The 17,586-nt window shown below is 71.4% G+C and carries 10 protein-coding genes and 1 pseudogene; 5 read left to right on the forward strand and 6 right to left on the reverse strand.

Going from position 1 to position 17,586, the window contains the following annotated elements; all coding sequences use genetic code 11:
- Positions 1-205 precede the first annotated feature (205 nt).
- The 4 genes from LZF96_RS12645 to LZF96_RS12660 all read right to left on the reverse strand — a co-directional run bounded on the left by LZF96_RS12645 (position 206) and on the right by LZF96_RS12660 (position 8,231).
- Complete coding sequence (locus LZF96_RS12645) at positions 206-1,678, reverse strand: phosphotransferase (RefSeq protein WP_233870433.1); 1,473 nt, start codon at positions 1,676-1,678, stop codon at positions 206-208.
- Between the two features lie 817 nt (positions 1,679-2,495).
- Entirely contained in the window at positions 2,496-4,292 is a 1,797-nt protein-coding gene (gene treS, locus LZF96_RS12650; RefSeq protein WP_233870436.1) for a maltose alpha-D-glucosyltransferase, read from the reverse strand.
- On the reverse strand, positions 4,279-6,333 hold the full coding sequence (locus tag LZF96_RS12655; RefSeq protein ID WP_233870439.1) for an alpha-1,4-glucan--maltose-1-phosphate maltosyltransferase: 2,055 nt from the start codon (positions 6,331-6,333) through the stop codon (positions 4,279-4,281). Before LZF96_RS12655 ends, treS begins: the two co-directional genes overlap by 14 nt.
- 1,097 nt (positions 6,334-7,430) lie before the next feature.
- Positions 7,431-8,231 (reverse strand): pectate lyase, encoded by an 801-nt coding sequence (locus tag LZF96_RS12660; protein ID WP_233870443.1) that lies wholly within the window; start codon positions 8,229-8,231, stop codon positions 7,431-7,433.
- A 454-nt stretch (positions 8,232-8,685) separates the two neighbouring features.
- On the opposite strand from LZF96_RS12660, the gene LZF96_RS12665 reads away from it, so the two are divergent.
- The 5 genes and pseudogenes from LZF96_RS12665 (at position 8,686) to LZF96_RS12685 (ending at position 15,074) form a co-directional block, all read left to right on the forward strand.
- A complete protein-coding gene (locus tag LZF96_RS12665; protein WP_233870446.1) occupies positions 8,686-10,350 on the forward strand; it encodes an ABC transporter substrate-binding protein in 1,665 nt (554 codons plus the stop codon).
- Between the two features lie 359 nt (positions 10,351-10,709).
- Positions 10,710-11,714 (forward strand): ABC transporter permease, encoded by a 1,005-nt coding sequence (locus LZF96_RS12670; RefSeq protein WP_233870449.1) that lies wholly within the window; start codon positions 10,710-10,712, stop codon positions 11,712-11,714.
- 122 nt (positions 11,715-11,836) lie between these two features.
- Complete coding sequence (locus tag LZF96_RS12675; protein ID WP_233870514.1) at positions 11,837-12,814, forward strand: ABC transporter permease; 978 nt, start codon at positions 11,837-11,839, stop codon at positions 12,812-12,814.
- 5 nt (positions 12,815-12,819) lie between these two features.
- A pseudogene (locus LZF96_RS12680) lies at positions 12,820-13,809 on the forward strand (ABC transporter ATP-binding protein); the annotation flags it as partial.
- Positions 13,810-14,033: 224 nt separating this feature from the next.
- Positions 14,034-15,074 (forward strand): ABC transporter ATP-binding protein, encoded by a 1,041-nt coding sequence (locus LZF96_RS12685; protein ID WP_233870455.1) that lies wholly within the window; start codon positions 14,034-14,036, stop codon positions 15,072-15,074.
- 82 nt (positions 15,075-15,156) lie between these two features.
- Here LZF96_RS12685 and LZF96_RS12690 read toward each other — a convergent pair whose 3' ends face one another.
- Both LZF96_RS12690 and LZF96_RS12695 read right to left on the reverse strand, forming a co-directional pair.
- Positions 15,157-15,645 carry a pyridoxamine 5'-phosphate oxidase family protein gene (locus LZF96_RS12690; protein WP_233870458.1) on the reverse strand — a complete coding sequence of 163 codons (489 nt, stop codon included), beginning with the start codon at positions 15,643-15,645 and terminating at the stop codon, positions 15,157-15,159.
- Between the two features lie 211 nt (positions 15,646-15,856).
- Entirely contained in the window at positions 15,857-17,203 is a 1,347-nt protein-coding gene (locus LZF96_RS12695; protein ID WP_233870462.1) for a M14 family metallopeptidase, read from the reverse strand.
- Positions 17,204-17,586 lie beyond the last annotated feature (383 nt).

The raw sequence follows: 17,586 nt of genomic DNA on the forward strand, positions 1-17,586 counted from the left end.
AGGTCTCGCGGGGAACGGGAGGGGGGACCACGGGGGCTCCTCGGATGCGGATCGGGCCGGCCTTCCGGCAGCCGGCGGAATGTGGATGCGGTCGGACGGGGTCGGGCGCCGGCCGGCGGCGCGCGATCCGGGGGCCGGTCGATCGGCGCCGGTGCCCGGATCCGGCGGTGCCCCGGTGGATGTTCGGGGCACCGCCGGAACCGGGTCAGGCGGCGGCCTCCTCGGCGAGCCGGCGGATCGCGGCCATCGGCACGTGCAGCCATGCGGGACGGTGCCGTGCCTCGTACAACACCTCGTAGACGGCCTTGTCGGTCTCCCACGCGCGCAGCAGTTCGGGGTGTTCCAGCGGATCGCGCCCGCCGCCCTCGGCGTACCCCCGGCAGTAGGCGTCCCGGCAGAGCCGGGCCCACCGTTGGGCGCGCGGCCCCGGGTCGCGGTGCTGCGCGGCGGCGTAGTCGAAGGAACGCAGCATCCCGGCCACGTCGCGGATGGTGGGCTGCGGGGAGCGCCGCTCGGCCAACGGCCGGGCGGGTTCGCCCTCGAAGTCGATCAGGCTCCACCGATTCTCGTGCAGCAGTACCTGCCCGAGGTGCAGGTCGCCGTGGATGCGCTGGGCGGCGAGCCGGCCGCCGCGCCGGCCGTGTTCGGCGACGGCGTCGAAGGTGCGGCGGAGCTCCGCGCGGTGGGGGCGCAGGGCGGGAACGGCCGCGGCGGCGGCGTCGAGCCGCTGGGACATCTCCGCCGCGGCCTGTTCCAGTTGCGGGCGGCGCAGCACGCCGGTGGGCAGCGCCCGGGCGAGCGCGGTGTGCACCTCGGCGGTGGCCACGCCCAGGTCCCGGGCGCAGAGCTCGAAGTCGGTCCGGTGCTGCAGGGAGCTCAGGGCCAGGTGCCAGCCGTCCCGCGACCCATCGAGGAAGGGCTGGAGGATGCCGAGGGTGACCGGCTCGGAGGTGCCGGGCAGGTCCGCCTCGAACCAGGCGGTGGGCGGCGGCACCCGGGTGCCGCCCTCCTCGGTCAGCGCCAGGGAGAGCTCCAGATCGGGGTTGATCCCGGGACTCACCCGGCGGAACAGTTTCAGGATGTGTGAATTCCCGTATACCACCGATGAGTTGCTCTGTTCTGCGCTCAACAGTCGGCCGGGGAGACCGGAGGGGATCCCGGCGCCCGGGGCCTGTTCGAAGCGCAGCGCCCCGAGTGCGCCGGGTGCCCGCAGCCGCTCCAACAGGAGGGTGAGCAACCGGGGATCCTCCAGCGCCTCGTACACGGCCCGGCCGCGCAACGGCCCGTCGGCGGGGGTTCCGACGAAGGCGTCGGCGAGGTGCGGGGGGAGGGAGGGGCGAACGCCCAGCAGGAGTTGATAGCAGTCGCCGTCGCCCTCCCCGTCGGCATCGCCCGGTACGGCCCCCGGGGCGGGGGCGATGCGGGGGCCGGGTGGACCCACGCGCACGAGCAGGTGCAGCAGGCCGGGCTGGGGACCCGTGGTACCGCAGGGCAGCAGCTCGGTGGCCGACAGGAGTGTGAGTCCGCCGGGCGGACGGCCCTTGCCCGCGTACCAGCGGCGGCTCGGCAGCCACCGGGCGAGCAACCCCGTCAGGGAACGGAGCAGCACGCCGCCGGCGGGGGTGCCGACCGGCCGGGTTCGGGAAGGGGCCGTCCGGGGCGGAGAGCTTTCCGACATGGCGTCCTTTCCCCGGGGCACGTTGAATATATGGCGAAGTGTCCCGAAATACGGATGATGCTGTCCGGTGCGGTGGGACGTGTCGTGCGGGATCGGCCGGGTGGGTGATGGCTCACCCGGCCGGCCGACCCGGTGGAACGGGTGGTGCCGGTGGTGCGGGTGGTTCCGGTCCTGCGGTCGGCACCGGTGACGCCGGTGGTGCCGTCCCCCGGGGCCGGGTGGGGCCGGCGGGGTCGATGGGGGTTGTGGGGGCGGAGCCGTGAAAGCCACCCACAAGATCATGTGAGGATATGAAAAATTGGGATAGTGGGGAGGCTTCCCGGAGTCGTCCGGGGTAACCGTCCCTCCCGCGGACTTTCCGCCGGCTCCCCGGGGCCGGCGAAGGGCTCGTCGCGCGGCGAGCCCCGCGCGACGGGCGGGACACCCCGGCGTGCCCCGGCGGGGGAGGGGCACCGGTCGATACCCCCTCCCCGTGCGGTGCGGAGCCCGTGATGTCCCCGCATGTTCCCCCGGGCCGGAGCGCCGGCGGGAACGTCCGGATGACATCCCGGTTAAGCCCTCGGGTTCCGGGCGGCGCGCGCCCCGCCCGTCGCCCGTGCCCGGTGCGGGGGCCGAGCCGGCGCGGCCCCCGGAACCGGCACGGGCGACCGTTCCCGGTATCCGGGCGGTCCCCCGGGGGCCGGTTCCGGAACCCGGGACGAACCCCGGTGGCCGTCCCGACGCGCCCGGCAGGGTCTCCGGCAGGACCGCCCCGGCGCCCCGGGGGCGGTACCGGCCCGGTCGCACGCGACCCGACCGGCACCGGCGCCGGAACGGCTCAGTTCCCCGGCGTGCGGGCGTCCGCCCGCTCGGCGGCCCGCCGGCCGCCCTCGTCCCGCTCGGCGGCGAGCGCCGCGGCGGGGTCACCGACCCCGCCCGGCGTCCCCTGGCGCAGTCGGAACCAGTAGAAGCCGTGGCCCGCCAGGGTCAGCAGGTACGGCCACTCTCCGATCCGCGGGAACTGCACCCCACCGATCAGCTCGACCGGGTACCGGCCCTCCAGTGGGCGCAGGTCCAGCTCCGTCGGCTGCGAGAACCGCGAGAAGTTGTGCACGCACAGCACCAGGTCGTCCCCGTACTCCCGGGTGAAGGCGAGCACGGCGGGGTTGGAGGACTCCAGTTCCGTGTAGGTGCCCAGGCCGAAGGCCGGGTTCTGCTTGCGGATCTCCACCATCCGGCGGGTCCAGTGCAGCAGCGAGGAGGGAGAACTCATCGCCGCCTCCACGTTGGTCACCTGGTAGCCGTGGACCGGATCCATGATCGTGGGCAGGTACAGCCGCCCCGGGTCGCAGGTGGAGAAGCCCGCGTTGCGGTCGGGGGTCCACTGCATCGGCGTGCGCACCGCGTCCCGGTCACCGAGCCAGATGTTGTCGCCCATGCCGATCTCGTCCCCGTAGTAGAGGATCGGCGAGCCGGGCAGAGACAGCAGCAGGGCGGTGAACAGTTCGATCTGGTTGCGGTCGTTGTCCAGCAGGGTCGCCAGCCGCCGACGGATGCCGATGTTGGCGCGCATCCGCGGATCCTTGGCGTACTCCGCGTACATGTAGTCGCGCTCCTCGTCGGTGACCATCTCCAGGGTCAGCTCGTCGTGGTTGCGCAGGAAGATGCCCCACTGGCAGCCGGAGGGGATCGACGGGGTCTTGGCCAGGATTTCCGAGACCGGGTAGCGGGATTCCCGCCGGACGGCCATGAAGATCCTCGGCATCACCGGGAAGTGGAACGCCATGTGGCACTCGTCGCCCCCGGCCGAGTAGTCACCGAAGTAGTCGACGACGTCCTCGGGCCACTGGTTGGCCTCGGCCAGCAGGACGGTGTCCGGGTAGTGGGCGTCGATCTCGCTGCGCACCCGCTTGAGGAACTCGTGCGAGGCGGGGAGGTTCTCGCAGTTGGTGCCCTCCTCCGCGTACAGGTAGGGCACGGCGTCCAGCCGGAAGCCGTCGATGCCCAGGTCCAGCCAGAACCTCAGAGCCGAGAGGATCTCCTCCTGCACCATCGGGTTCTCGTAGTTGAGATCCGGCTGGTGCGAGAAGAACCGGTGGAAGTAGTACTGCTTGCGCACCGGGTCGAAGGCCCAGTTGGAACTCTCCGTGTCCACGAAGATGATCCGCGCGTCGTCGTACTTCTTGTCGTCGTCGGCCCACATGTAGTAGTCGCCGTACGGCCCGTCGGGATCCCGTCGGGACTCCTGGAACCACCGGTGCTGATCGCTGGTGTGGTTCATGACGAAGTCGATGATGACCCGGATGCCGCGCTGGTGGGCGGCGTCCACGAACTCCACGAAGTCGGCGAGGTCGCCGAACTCGGGGAGCACCGCGGTGTAGTCGGAGACGTCGTAGCCGCCGTCCCGCAGGGGCGATTGGAAGAAGGGGGGGAGCCACAGACAGTCGATGCCCAGCCACTGGAGGTAATCCAGCTTGGACGTGAGGCCCCTCAGGTCGCCGATTCCGTCCCCGTTGCTGTCCCGGAAGGATCGGACGAGGACTTCGTAGAAGACCGCGCGCTTGAACCACTCGGGGTCGCGGTCTCGGGCGGGCGTGTCCTCGAACGTGTCGAGGACCGGCTCATTGACGCTCATGGTTGGGTGACCCTCCGGTCTCCGAGGACGGTCGCAGGGAGAAGACGTGCGCCGAGGGAGCCGGCGCGTCCGCCCGCTCCGGCCCGAGCCGCACATAGTTGTCCCTGCCCCAGTGGTAGGTCTCCCCGGTGAGCAGATCGGTCACCGGGAAGGGCTCGGCGACGCCGCCGTCGGCGGTCGCGAGGCCGAGTTCCGCCGTGTTCAACGACACGGTGGCCTCGTGGGTGTGGTGGGGATCGAGGTTCGCCACCACGAGCACGGTGTCTCCCGCCGGGGCTCCCGGCGCTCCGGCCGGGACCCGCTTGGAGTAGGCGATCACGTGCTCGTTGTCCGTGTGGTGGAAGCACAGCCCGCGCAGCCTGCGCAGTGCCGGGTGCTCCCGCCGCAGCCGGTTCAGCCGGGTGATCAGGGGGGCGATCGTGGCCCCGGCCGCCTCGGCGCCGGCCCAGTCGCGGGGCCGCAGCTGGTACTTCTCCGAGTCCAGGTACTCCTCGCTGCCCGGCCGCACGGGGACGTTCTCGCACAGCTCGTACCCGGCGTACACGCCCCAGGTGGGGGAGAGGGTGGCGGCCAGCACGGCCCGCGTCTCGAAGGCGGGCCGGCCCCCGTGCTGGAGGTGGGCGTGCAGGATGTCGGGGGTGTTGACGAAGAAGTTCGGCCGCATGTAGGAGGCCGCGTCACCGCTCAGCTCGGTGAGGTACTCGGTCAGCTCCGCCTTGTCGTTGCGCCACGTGAAGTAGGTGTACGACTGCTGGAAGCCGATCCTGGCCAGGGTGTGCATCATCGCCGGCCGGGTGAAGGCCTCGGCGAGGAAGATCACGTCCGGGTCGGTGCGGTTGATCTCCGCGATCACCTTCTCCCAGAACACCACGGGCTTGGTGTGCGGGTTGTCCACCCGGAAGATCCGCACGCCGTGGGACATCCAGTGGCGCAGCAGCCGCACCGTCTCGGTGATCAGCCCGCGCATGTCCGCGTCGAAGGCGATCGGGTAGATGTCCTGGTACTTCTTCGGCGGGTTCTCCGCGTAGGCGATGGAGCCGTCGGGTCGGGAGCGGAACCACTCCGGATGTTCCTTGACCCACGGGTGGTCCGGACTGCACTGGAGGGCGAAGTCCAGGGCGATCTCCATGTCCAGCGCGCGGGCCCGCTCGACGAAGGCGTCGAAGTCCTCGATGGTGCCCAGGTCGGGGTGGATCGCGTCGTGCCCACCCTCGGCGGAGCCGATCGCCCACGGGCTGCCGACATCGTCGGGGCCGGGGGTCAGGGTGTTGTTCGGGCCCTTGCGGAAGGCGGTGCCGATGGGGTGGATCGGCGGCAGGTACACGACGTCGAAGCCCATCTCCGCGACGGCCGGCAGACGTTCGGCGGCGGTGCGGAAGCTGCCGGAGACCGGCGCGGAGTCGGGTTCGACACGGGCGCCCTCGGAGCGCGGGAAGAACTCGTACCAGGAGCCGAACAGGGCCCGCTCGCGTTCCACGAGCAGTGGCGCGGGGCGGGAGGAACTGACCAGTTCCCGCAGCGGGTGACGGGTGAGCAGGGCGGTGACCTCGGGGGAGCGGGCGGCCGCCCAGCGCTCCTCGACCGACAGCGAGGTGTCCTTGACGGTCGCGGCGGCGGCGCGCACCACATCCCGGCCGCCACCCTCCTTCGGTACGCCCGAGGCGGCCCGGCGCAACAGCGCGGCGCCCTCCGCGAGGACGAGTTCGACGTCCTGTCCGGCGGGGATCTTGATCCCGGCGACGTGCAGCCAGCCGGTGATGGGATCACCCCACGCCTCGACGGTGTAGGTCCAGCGGCCCTCGGCGTTCGGCGTGACCTCCGCGCCCCAGCGATCGGTGCCGGGGGCGAGTTCGCGCATCGGGGTCCACGGCCCGGGACGTCCGGCGGGATCACGCAGTACGACATTCGCGCCCAGCGCGTCGTGACCCTCCCGGAAGACGGTCGCGGTGACCGTGAAGGTCTCGCCGGGAACGGCCTTGACCGGGCGGCGCCCGCATTCGATCAAGGGCTGGACATCGAGGACGGGGATGCGACCGATCATGTGGTGATCACCTGGTGGAGTAGCGGGGGTTGCGGCGTCGGCGTCCGGGGACGGTGGGGAGACGGCGCCGAGTATGGGGTGCTTTGTCTTTTTTATCCGGTTTGGGGGAGTTGAGTGGGATCTGGGCATGGCTGCTCCCGGGCGCGTTCACTCGGCTGGGGGGAGGCATCGGACACGCGTACTGCCTTCAGCGGGTGATGGGGACAATCCTGCCCGCACCCGGGGGAGGGGCAATCAGAACCCGTGTGACCGGATTGTGTCGTCTCGGGAAACCGCCGGTGGGCCGGTTGATCGGCTGAACACCCGCCGGATTCACAACCGTCATCACCGCGCGACCGGCGCGCCCCGGGGCGAATCCGTGCGCCCACCGTGAACCGGTGGCTCCGACCGGAGCGGCGTGGCCCCCGGCACGACGGGGAATCCGGGGGATTTCGTCCACAATGTCGTCCCGGGCGTGTCGGGCGTGTTCCGCCGGGAGGCCGACGGGGCGCCCGGGACGGGGCCCGGGCGCCCCGGTGTTCGGGGCGCGACACCGGGGCGGGGGGCGTCGGGCCGGCGGGCCGGTGGTCCGGAAGTTCGCCGGTGTGATGCCGACTTCCACCCGGTGGATCGGGCGGCCCCGGAGCGCGGCGCCCGGTGGGGTTCGCCCCCCGCGCGCCGGGGGCGGGAGCCGTCGGCGCGCGGGGGGCGGCGCGGCCGAGGGCGCGAACCGGTGGAAACGTGGAACCGGCCGGCCCCCGGGGCCTCCTCCGGGGCCTCCTCCGGGGACCGGCCGGGGCCGGTGGGGCGGGGCGCCGTCCTTCCCGTGGAGGGGAAGGAGGAAGGACGGCGCCCCGCCGGTGTGGGGGGTGTTCGTTCCCGCCCGGGGGTGTGGGGCTCCCCGGGTGGGGTCGGGGGGCGGGGCGGTCGCTCGGCGACCCACTCCCCGACCAGCCGCGGACGGGGGGTCGACCCGGGTGTCCGGGAGTTCGGCGGAGCCGGGGCCCGCCGACGTGGGTGTCACCCGGTGTCGCACCGAGACATCGGGTGCCGACGCGCGTCGGTGGGCCCCGGTCCGTACCGGGGTCGATCCCCCGCCGCGGGGCGGGGGTCGGACGTCACTTGTAGGTGATGTCCGAGGCCTTGTAGACGCAGTGCTTGCCGTCCGCGTCGGTGCCCAGTCGCTTGGGCTCCTTGCCGCCGTTGTTGCCCTCGTACTTCTGGCAGATCACGATCTTCTTCGAGGAGTCCCCGAGGATCGTCACGCCCTGGAAGGTCGCGGTGTCGCCGTAGTTGGTGTTGATCCCCGCGAGCCGGGTGCCCGGGGCCTTCACCTCGACGTTCTTGAAGGTGACGGAACGCTTGTACTGGGTACCGCAGTTGCCACAGGAGCGGTACAGGGTCAGGAAGCTCTCCGCGGCGAAGTTCTCCACCGTCAGCCGGCCGCCGCCGTTGTGCTGGAAGACCTTGTCGGAGGCCTTCCGGGCACCGCCGCCCTTGACGTGGAAGACGGCGTTGTTGTCCCCGCGGAAGGTGGCGGCGTCCTCGCCGACATCCTCCCACCAGACGTTCTCGATGGTGCAGGAGCCCTGGCAGTGCACGCCGTCCGCACCCGGCGCGCCGATGATCACGTTCTTCAGGGTGGCGCCGGCGGCCAGTTTGAAGACCGGCTTCTGGCTCTCGCCCTGTCCGCCGTTGCCGAGGCCGACGGGGATGTACCGCTTGCCGCCGCCGTCGAAGGTGCCCTTGACCTCGATGGTCTTGGTGACCTTCTCCTCGCCCTTGGCGGAAGGCCAGGTGGCCGCGCTCGCCGAGGACATCATGGTGCCGGTCACGGCGGCGCCCGCGATCAGGGCGGTCGCGCCCACGCCGCCGAGCAGCGCGCGCCGCTTGATGCGACGCGACTTGTGCTGTGCCATTCGATGTTCCGATCGTTCGCTTGTGGGGGTGTGAGGGTGTGGTGGGGCGAGTAGCCGGAGAGTGGTTGGAAGGACCGCCGCCGGTGTGCCCCGTGCGGCCGGGCCGAACCGGATGTTCGGTTCCGTGTGCCGCTGTGCACTGCTGTGTGCACTTCCTGGTCGCCGCCGACCCGGGGAAGGTTGCCGCGCCCCTCGGAAATTTTTCCGACCCCATCAACGGTGACTCCGAGTTGTCGAGAAATTTCGGAGTGTGGCCATCGATGGTGTTGTTCCGCGGTCGGGCCCTTCGTCCCCGTCACCGCAAGCGGAACACGCGGGGGAAAGGTTGCCGTAGGAAGGAGGGCCGGTTGCGGCTCGGTCTCGCCCGTCTGCCGGCCGTTCACAACTATGGGGTTGCGCAGTAATCTGCGGCCACCAGAACCGGCCCTACCACCGCCAACCCCTGAGGTGGATGATGCAGATAGCCCGATCCAAGGCTGCCGCTGTCGCGGCGGCGGTTTCGATCGCCATGGTCGCGACCGCCTGCAGCAGCGAACGCGACACGTCGGACGACGCGGCCTCCACGGAGAGCTTCGTCTTCGGCGCCGCCGGCAACCCGGCGTCCCTCGACCCCTTCCTCGCCAGCGACGGCGAGACCTTCCGTATCTCCCGCCAGGTGCTCGAGACCCTCCTGGACCACGAGTCCGGCGGCTCGGAGCTGGTCGGCGGCCTCGCCGAGGAGTGGGAGAGCAACGACGAGGGCACCGAGTGGACCTTCTTCCTCCGGGACGGGGTGACCTTCCACGACGGGGCCGAGCTCACGGCCGAGGTCGTCTGCCAGAACTTCGACCGCTGGTACAACCTCACCGGCACCTACCAGTCGACCGCGCTCACCTACTACTGGCAGGCCGAGTTCGGTGGCTTCGCCGAGAACGAGAGCGAGGACACCCCGGAGAGCAACTACGCGGGGTGCGAGGCGACCGACGACCTGACGGCCGTCATCAGCGTCAACGAGCCCTCGGCCGTCTACCCCGGCGCCTTCTCGCTCGCGGCCTTCGCGATCCACTCGCCCAACTCCATCGAGGCCTACGAGGAGGACGAGGCCGGCGGTGAGGGCGACGCCATCTCGATGCCGGACTACAGCCAGGAGGCCGGCACCATCGCCGGCACCGGCCCGTTCGAGCTCACCGAGTGGAACAAGTCCAGCGGCGAGGTGACCATCACCCGCTTCGACGACTACTGGGGCGAGACCGCGGGCTTCGAGGAGATCGTCTTCCGCACGATCTCCGACGAGGCGGCCCGCCGCCAGGCCCTGCAGACCGGCGAGATCCACGGTTACGACCTCGTCGCCCCCGGCGACGTGGACACCCTGCTGGACGCCGGCTTCCAGGTGCCCACCCGTGACGTCTTCAACATCTTCTACATGGCGTTCACGCAGGAGAGCAACGAGGCGCTGGAGGACCTGCGGGTCCGGCAGGCCATCGCCCACGCGCTGGATCGGCAGACCCTGGTCGACACCCAGCTGCCCGAGGGCGGCGTGGTCGCCACCCAGTTCGTCCCCGACACCATCGAGGGCTACTCGGACGACGTCACCCTCTACGACTACGACCCGGACACCGCCCGGGACCTGCTCGCCGAGGCCGACGCCGAGGACCTCACCCTCGAGTTCTGCTACCCGACCGAGGTCACCCGGCCCTACATGCCCTCCCCGGCCGACCTCTTCGAGCTGATGAAGTCGGACCTGGAAGAGGTCGGCATCACCGTCGAGCCCCGCCCGATGCAGTGGACCCCCGACTACCTGGACACCACCCGGGACGGCGGTTGCGACATCTACCTGCTCGGTTGGACCGGTGACTTCAACGACGCCTACAACTTCCTGGGCACCTGGTTCGACGGCTACTCCAAGGAGTGGGGCTTCCGCAACGACGAGATCTTCGACGCCCTCGCCGCCTCGGCGGTCGAGCCCGACGTCGAGACCCGCGTCGAGATGTACAAGGAGGCCAACGAGCTGGTGATGGACTTCCTGCCGGGCGTCCCGATCTCCTCCTCGCCGCCCTCCATCGCGTTCGCCGAGAACGTGAACCCGCCGACCGTCTCCCCGCTGACGCAGGAGAAGTTCGCGGAGGGCTCCTTCAAGTAACCACCGCGGGCACGCGCCGGTCGGACCGCCCCGCGCGCCGTCCGGCACCGCCCGACCCCGGCCTCCCGCCGGGGTCGGGCGGACCGCCGCCTCCCGGACCGGCCTTCCCACGGAAGGCCGGTCCGGGAGCGGTTCGGCGGACCCGCTCGGCCCGTCCCTCCGCACCATCCGCCTCTCCCGCCGTCCGCCGCGCCCACCCGTGTGCCGCGCCGGCCCATCGGGCCCACCGCCCCATCGGGCCCACCGCCCCATCGGGCCCACCGCCCCATCGGGCCCACCGCCCCCTCGGCCACCGCCGAACCACGTGAACCACCGCGCGCGCACCGCGTGACCCACCCGAGAAAGGCGCGTCAACTCCCGTGTTGCGTCTCATCGTGCGCAGACTCCTACAGCTGATCCCCACCCTGATCGGCCTGTCGGTTCTGCTCTTCATCTGGCTCCACCGACTGCCCGGCGGTCCGACCGCCGCGCTGCTCGGTGAGCGGGCCACCGAGGCCGACCGCCGTCAGGCGGAGGCCCTGCTCGGACTCGACCAACCCCTGTGGGTGCAGTACGGCCGTTTCCTGCGCCGCCTGGTCGAACTCGACCTCGGCACCTCCATCCGCACCGGCCGGCCGGTGTGGGAGGAGTTCACGATGCGCTTCCCCGCCACCGTCGAACTCGCCCTCGCCGCCATCCTCCTGGCCATCGTCATCGGTGTGCCGCTCGGCTACTTCGCCGCCCGCCGGCGTGGTGGATGGCTCGACATCGGCGCGGTCACCGGATCCCTGATCGGCATCTGCATCCCGGTGTTCTTCCTCGCCTTCCTCCTCAAGGAGGTCTTCGCGGTCGTCCTCGGCTGGTTCCCCAGCGTGGGCAGGCAATCCACCGGCATCAACGCCACCGACGTCACCGGGTTCCACGTCCTGGACGGCATCCTGACCGGCGAGTTGGACGCCTCGGGCGACGCGCTGTGGCATCTGGTGCTGCCCGCCCTGGCGCTCTCCACCATCCCGCTGGCGATCATCACCCGCATGACCCGCGCCAGTGTCCTGGAGGTCCTTCAGGAGGACTACGTGCGCACCGCCGAGTCCAAGGGCCTGCACCAGCGCGTGGTGCGGCTCCGGCACGTGATGCGCAACGCGCTCCTGCCGGTCGTCACCGCCATCGGCCTGCTCACCGGCGGCCTGCTGTCGGGCGCCGTCCTCACCGAGACCGTCTTCTCCTGGGGCGGCATCGGCTCCTTCATCCGTGACGCCATCGACGGCCGCGACTACCCGGTCCTGATGGGCTTCATCCTCTTCATCGCGCTGATCTACGTGCTGATCAACCTGCTGGTCGACCTCGCCTACAGCGTCATCGACCCGAGAGTGCGGGTGCACTGATGGGTTCTCCTGTGTCGAACACCCCGAACCACCCCGACGACCGCGACGCCACGGACACCCCGGGCACCCCGGAGCTGTCGGGTACACCGGCCGTCCCCCACCAGTCCGAGGGGCCGGCCCCCGTGGAGGGCGAGCGCTCACGCCGCGCGTCCCGCAAGGTGGACCGCATCGACCGGCTCGCCGAACTCACCGCGCGCCGGGAGACCACCACCGGCGCCGGACTGTGGGTCGAGGCGTTCCGCCGACTGCGCACCAGCAAGATGGCGATCATCGGCGCCTGCGTCATCGCGGTCTTCGTCATCCTGGCGATCATCGGCCCGTGGATCGCGCCGTACAGCCCCACCGCCCAGAGCTGGCGTGGCGAGGTCTTCCCCAACCGCGGCCTGTTCGTCGGCCCGCGCGGGGAGAACTGGCTGGGCCTGGACCACCTGGGTCGGGACGTGTTCTCCCGGCTGCTGGTCGGGGCCCGCCAGACCCTGCTGGTCGGTGTCGTGGCCACCCTGATCGGCTTCACCGTCGGCGCCCTGATCGGCGGCGTCTCCGGTGCGGCCCTGGTCCTGGGCGGACGCACCGGGCAGCGGGTGGACGCCGTCATCATGCGCTTCATCGACATGATGCTCGCCCTGCCCTCCCTGCTGCTGGCCGTCAGCATCGCCGCGGTCATGGGGCAGAGCCTGACCACCGTCATGATCGCGGTCGGTGTGGTGCAGATCCCGGTCTTCGCCCGATTGCTGCGCGGAGCCATGCTCGCGCAGGGCGGCAGCGACTACGTGCTGGCCGCCCGGGCCCTGGGCGTGCGGCGCCGGCGCATCGTGATGGCCCACGTGCTGCCCAACTCGCTGAGCCCGGTCATCGTCCAGGCCACCCTCGCCCTGGCCACCGCCATCATCGAGGCGGCCGCCCTGTCCTTCCTCGGACTGGGCAACCCCGACGCCGCGCAACCCGAGTGGGGCGTCATGCTCGCCCAGGCGCAGCGCTTCTTCGACCAGGCGCCCATGCTGGCCGTCTACCCGGCCGTCGGCATCATCATCACCGCGCTCGGCTTCACCCTGCTGGGCGAGGCCATGCGGGAAGCACTCGACCCGAAACTGCGGAGCTGATGGGCATGGCACTGCTCACGGTGGACGAACTGTCCGTCACCTTCACCGCCCGGGGCCGCCGCGACGTCACGGCCGTCTCCGGCGTCTCCTTCGACGTCGCGCAGGGCGAGGTCGTCGGCCTGGTCGGCGAGTCCGGCTGCGGCAAGTCCGTCACCTCCCTCGCCCTGATGGGGCTGCTGCCCCGCAAGGGCGTGCGGCTCGGCGGCCGGGTCGACTTCGACGGCACCGACCTGCTGACCCTCTCCCAATCCCGGATGCGCGATCTGCGCGGTCGGCAACTGGCGATGATCTTCCAGGACCCGCTGTCCTCCCTGAACCCGGTCGTCCCGATCGGCGTGCAGGTCACCGAGATCCTCACCCGGCACCGCGGGATGAGGGGGGCACGCGCCCGCAAGGAGGCCGTCTCCCTGCTGGACCGGGTCGGCATCCCCGACCCGGACCGGCGACTGAAGGAGTACCCGCACCAGCTCTCCGGCGGCATGCGGCAGCGCGCGCTGATCGCCATGGCGGTGGCCTGCGCGCCCCGGCTGCTCATCGCGGACGAGCCGACCACCGCCCTGGACGTCACCATCCAGGCACAGATCCTGGAACTGCTGAGGGAACTGGTCGACCAGGAGGGCACCGCCCTGTTGATGATCACCCACGACCTCGGTGTGGTCGCCGGGCTCTGCGACCGGGTCAACGTCCTGTACGCCGGGAAGGTGGTGGAGGCCGCCGAACGGCGCCCGCTGTTCTCCGACCCCGCCCACCCCTACGCGCACGGGCTGCTCGGTTCCATCCCCCGGCTGGACGCCCCGCGCGGGCAGCCGCTCAGCCCCATCCGGGGCTCGATCAACGACACCATCGCCTGGGCCGACGGCTGCGCCTTCGCGCCCCGCTGCGACCACTACACCCTGGAGTGTCTGGAGGGCACCCCGGCGTTGGTGGAACCCGAGGGGTTGGGGCAGCCCGGTCACCTGGTGCGGTGCGTGAACCCGGTGCTGGACAGCTCCGACCTGCACACCCCGCTGCTGGAGACCCCGGTGATGGACGCCTCCGCCGAGGAGGGCGGCGACCCGGGGGCGGCCGGTGGGCCGGCCGCCGGCACCGAGGCCCCGTCCGGGGCCGCGACCTCCGGCATCCCCGGGCACGACGGGGTCTCCGACGCCGGTACCGGCAGCACCCCCGACACCGACCCCGGGGCGACACCCGGCAGCGAACCCGGGAAGGACACCCCCGCATGACCACCCTGCTCGAGCTGAAGGACCTCAAGGTCCACTTCCCGGTCCGCAAGGGCATCCTCTTCGACCGCACCGTCGGGCACGTCTACGCCGTGGACGGCGTCTCGCTGAGCGTCGAGGCGGGACAGACCTACGGCCTGGTCGGCGAGTCCGGCTGCGGCAAGACCACCCTGGGCCGGGCCGTGCTGCGGCTGGTGGACATCACCGACGGCGCCGCCGTCTTCGACGGCACCGACCTCGCCCGGCTCCCCGAGGAGGAGATGCGTCGTTCCCGCCGCCGTCTCCAGATGGTCTTCCAGGACCCGCTGGGCAGCCTCAACCCCCGGCAGAACATCGAGTCCATCCTCGCCGAGGGGATGGCCGCGCACGGCATCGGCGCCAACCGCGAGGAACGCCGGGCGAAGATCTCCGAGATCCTGGAGCGCGTCGGTCTGCCCGCCGGCTCCCTGTCCCGCTACCCCCACGAGTTCTCCGGCGGGCAGCGGCAGCGCATCGGTATCGCCCGGGCGCTGGTCCTGGAGCCCGATCTGATCATCTGCGACGAGCCGGTCTCGGCCCTGGACGTCTCCATCCAGGCGCAGGTCATCAACCTGCTGGAGGAACTCCAGGAGTCGATGGGCCTCACCTACCTGGTGATCGCCCACGACCTGGCGGTCGTCCGGCACATCTCCGACGTCATCGGGGTGATGTATCTGGGAGCCCTGGTGGAGGAGGCACCCAGCGACGAGATCTACTCCGAGCCGCGCCACCCCTACACCAGGGCGCTGATGTCGGCGGTGCCGGTCCCCGACCCCGAGGTGGAGGACAGCCGCGAGCGCATCCTGCTCACCGGCGACCTGCCCTCACCGGCCAACCCGCCCACCGGTTGCCGCTTCCACACCCGGTGCCCGTGGCGGCAGGAGACCCGCTGCGACACCGAACGCCCCGCGCTGCGGGACGTGGGCGGCGGGCACAAGGTGGCCTGCCACTGGGCCGAGGGCATCGCCGACGGCACCGTCACCCCCACCACCGAGTTGGCCCCCACGCTGCTCAAGGAGTGAGCCGCCGGGCCCTCCCGGCGGCGTCGCGGCGCGGCCCCGGTCGCTCCGTCCCTCCGGACGGCGCGACCGGGGCCCGCGCCTCTCAGCGGGCCTCGCCGCGCATCAGCCACCGCCGCACCCCGACCTCGAGCAGCAGGGTGCGCTCGCCCGCCTCGTAGGGCTCCCGGGGGTCCCGGTCGTACTTGGTGATGTACGCCGCCACCACCTCCGGTGGGAAGTCCTCCCGGTGGACGCGGACCTCCCCCTCGGCCACCACCGGACGGTCACCGTCCTCCAGCGCCAGGGAGACACGTGCCGAACGGGCCACCAGACGGGCTTTCACCGAAGAGGCGTGCACGCCGATCCACCACCGCTCCCGCAGGAAGACGAACCACACGGGCGTCACGTGCGGGGAGCCGTCGGCGCGCACACAGCACAGCCAGACGTTCCGCTCCCGGGCCAGACGGTCGGAAAGGTCCGCCCCGGCCCCGGGGGGCCGGGGGGCCTCGGGGGTGTCGGGGGTGTCGGGTGCGTTCGGGACATCCGGGGTGTCGGGGCCCGGGGGGACGGACGGTTTCCGTGACGAGGTCATCACCCCATTCCACCCGCTCGGCCGGTCCGGAGCCCCGGACCGGCGCGGTGTCTTCCCTCCGCCTTTCGTCCCGGGCCCCGTTCGGACCGCCCGCCCGCCCGCCTTCCGTTCCGCGGTCGGACACGGCACGCGGCCGGTGTCCTCCCGGTGGGGCGGGAGGACACCGGCCGCGCGGTGGAGCGGGCGGCACGGGATCAGGCGGCGCGCCTCATCACGTGGTGCAGAGCTGCGGCTTGCCGATGGAGCGGTACATGCAGTCGGCGTTCTCCAGGAGGATCAGCACGGCCTCACGGTTGCGCGCGGTCTCCCGGTTGATGACGCTGCCCGGGGGATAGAAGCCGCCCTGGCTCGCCGTCCTCGGGTACATCTCGAAGGTGTAGGACCAGATGCGCTGGTTACCCCACATCCAGTCACTGATGCTGCCGTCGGTGATGTACAGGTCGCTGGACTGCTGCGGCCGGTAACCGTTGCTCGCGGCCATCTGCCGGCCCACCGTGGCGAAGACGTTGTGCTGGTCCTGGTTCAGACCCGTCGCGGTGTCGTTGTAGGTGTAGCCGAAGGGCCACAGGATCAGCTCGCTGTAGGTGTGGAAGTCGATGTGCGCGGTGATCTGCTGGCGGCCGCCGATCACCCGGCTGCGCACGAAGTTGGTCAGCACCCGGGTCTCGGGGGCGGACTCGGCGCTCGGGCCCCGGTAGGTGTCGCTGGCCGGGTTGGTCGAGGACCCGCCGCAGCAACCCCACAGGTAGGCGAAGTTCCGGTTGATGTCGGTGCCGATGGCGGTGGAGCCGGAGTTGGGCTGCCGGTTCTTGCGCCAGTTCCGGAAGGTACCGGAGTCCTGGTCCCAGACCTTTCCGTCGGGGTTGAGGGTCGGGATGATCCAGATCTCACGGGTGTTCATCATGTTGGTGATGCGCGAGTCCTGCCCGTACCCGGTGGCGAACTCGTTCATCAGGTAGAGCGCCATCTCGGTGGTCAGGTGCTCACGGGCGTGCATGTTGTGGCTGAACAGCACCTCGGGACGGTTGTGGTCGACCCGGGCGTTGTTGCTCATCTTGACCGCGATGATCTCGCGGCCTTGGTGCGAGCGGCCGATGACCTGGCGGGTCATCAGGTTCGGGTGGCGGGAGACCAGTGAGTTCACCGTCGCCGTCATCTGGGCGTAGCTGGTGTACTGCGAGGGGGTGGAGGTGACGGAGAAGTCACCACCGCCGGAGGCGTCCTGCGGAAGGGCGTCCGGCACGGCCTGCGGGATCTCATCCAGCAGGTAGCCCATGCTCCGCAGCCGCTTGGCGGTGGCCTTGTCGGCGGTGACGGTCACCGAGTGGTCGTCGACCGCGTCGATGGACACGCCGTGGGCGGCGAGGACGGAACGCTGGGTGGCGGAGGAGACGCCGCGCACCTCGTAGACGCCGGGGATCTCCTCGGCCGTGGTCCGGGTGTCGGGGGCGGCGTCGGTGCCGACGGCGGCGGCCTGCGCCCCGAGGGTCACGGCCATGGCCAGTGAGAGGGCGGCGGCGGCGGTGGCGGTGAAGCGGCCGCGCAGGGGTATTCGCATCGCGTCTCCGGGGGTGTCCAGTGCGACGGGCGGGGGGATGCGCGTCGGTGGGGCGCGCGGGGCACATCGTGGCCGAATGGCATGGACGGGTCAAGGATGCGAATCCGGCCGTCCCGAACCCGCCGGTAAGCCCCCGACCAGCGGTGTTATCGCCGGTTTGCGGACGGTTCGGCGCTTCCTCGGCTTGGTTTACCCGCCGGTCAAACGAAGCGGAGGGGGAACGGCCGGTTCCCGTCGCGAAAGGCCTTTCGGGAACGCGCCGGCGCCCCTCGGTGCCATCGGGCTCCCACCCCCGGCGCGCCCCTTCGGTCCGCTTCCGCCGGCCCCTTCCCATATCCGGCGCTCTTCGTCGCCGGGGCGAGCGCCGGCTCTCCCCGGCGGTG

This window comes from Streptomyces sp. ST2-7A (assembly GCF_021390475.1).
In the GTDB taxonomy this organism is placed as follows: domain Bacteria; phylum Actinomycetota; class Actinomycetes; order Streptomycetales; family Streptomycetaceae; genus Streptomyces.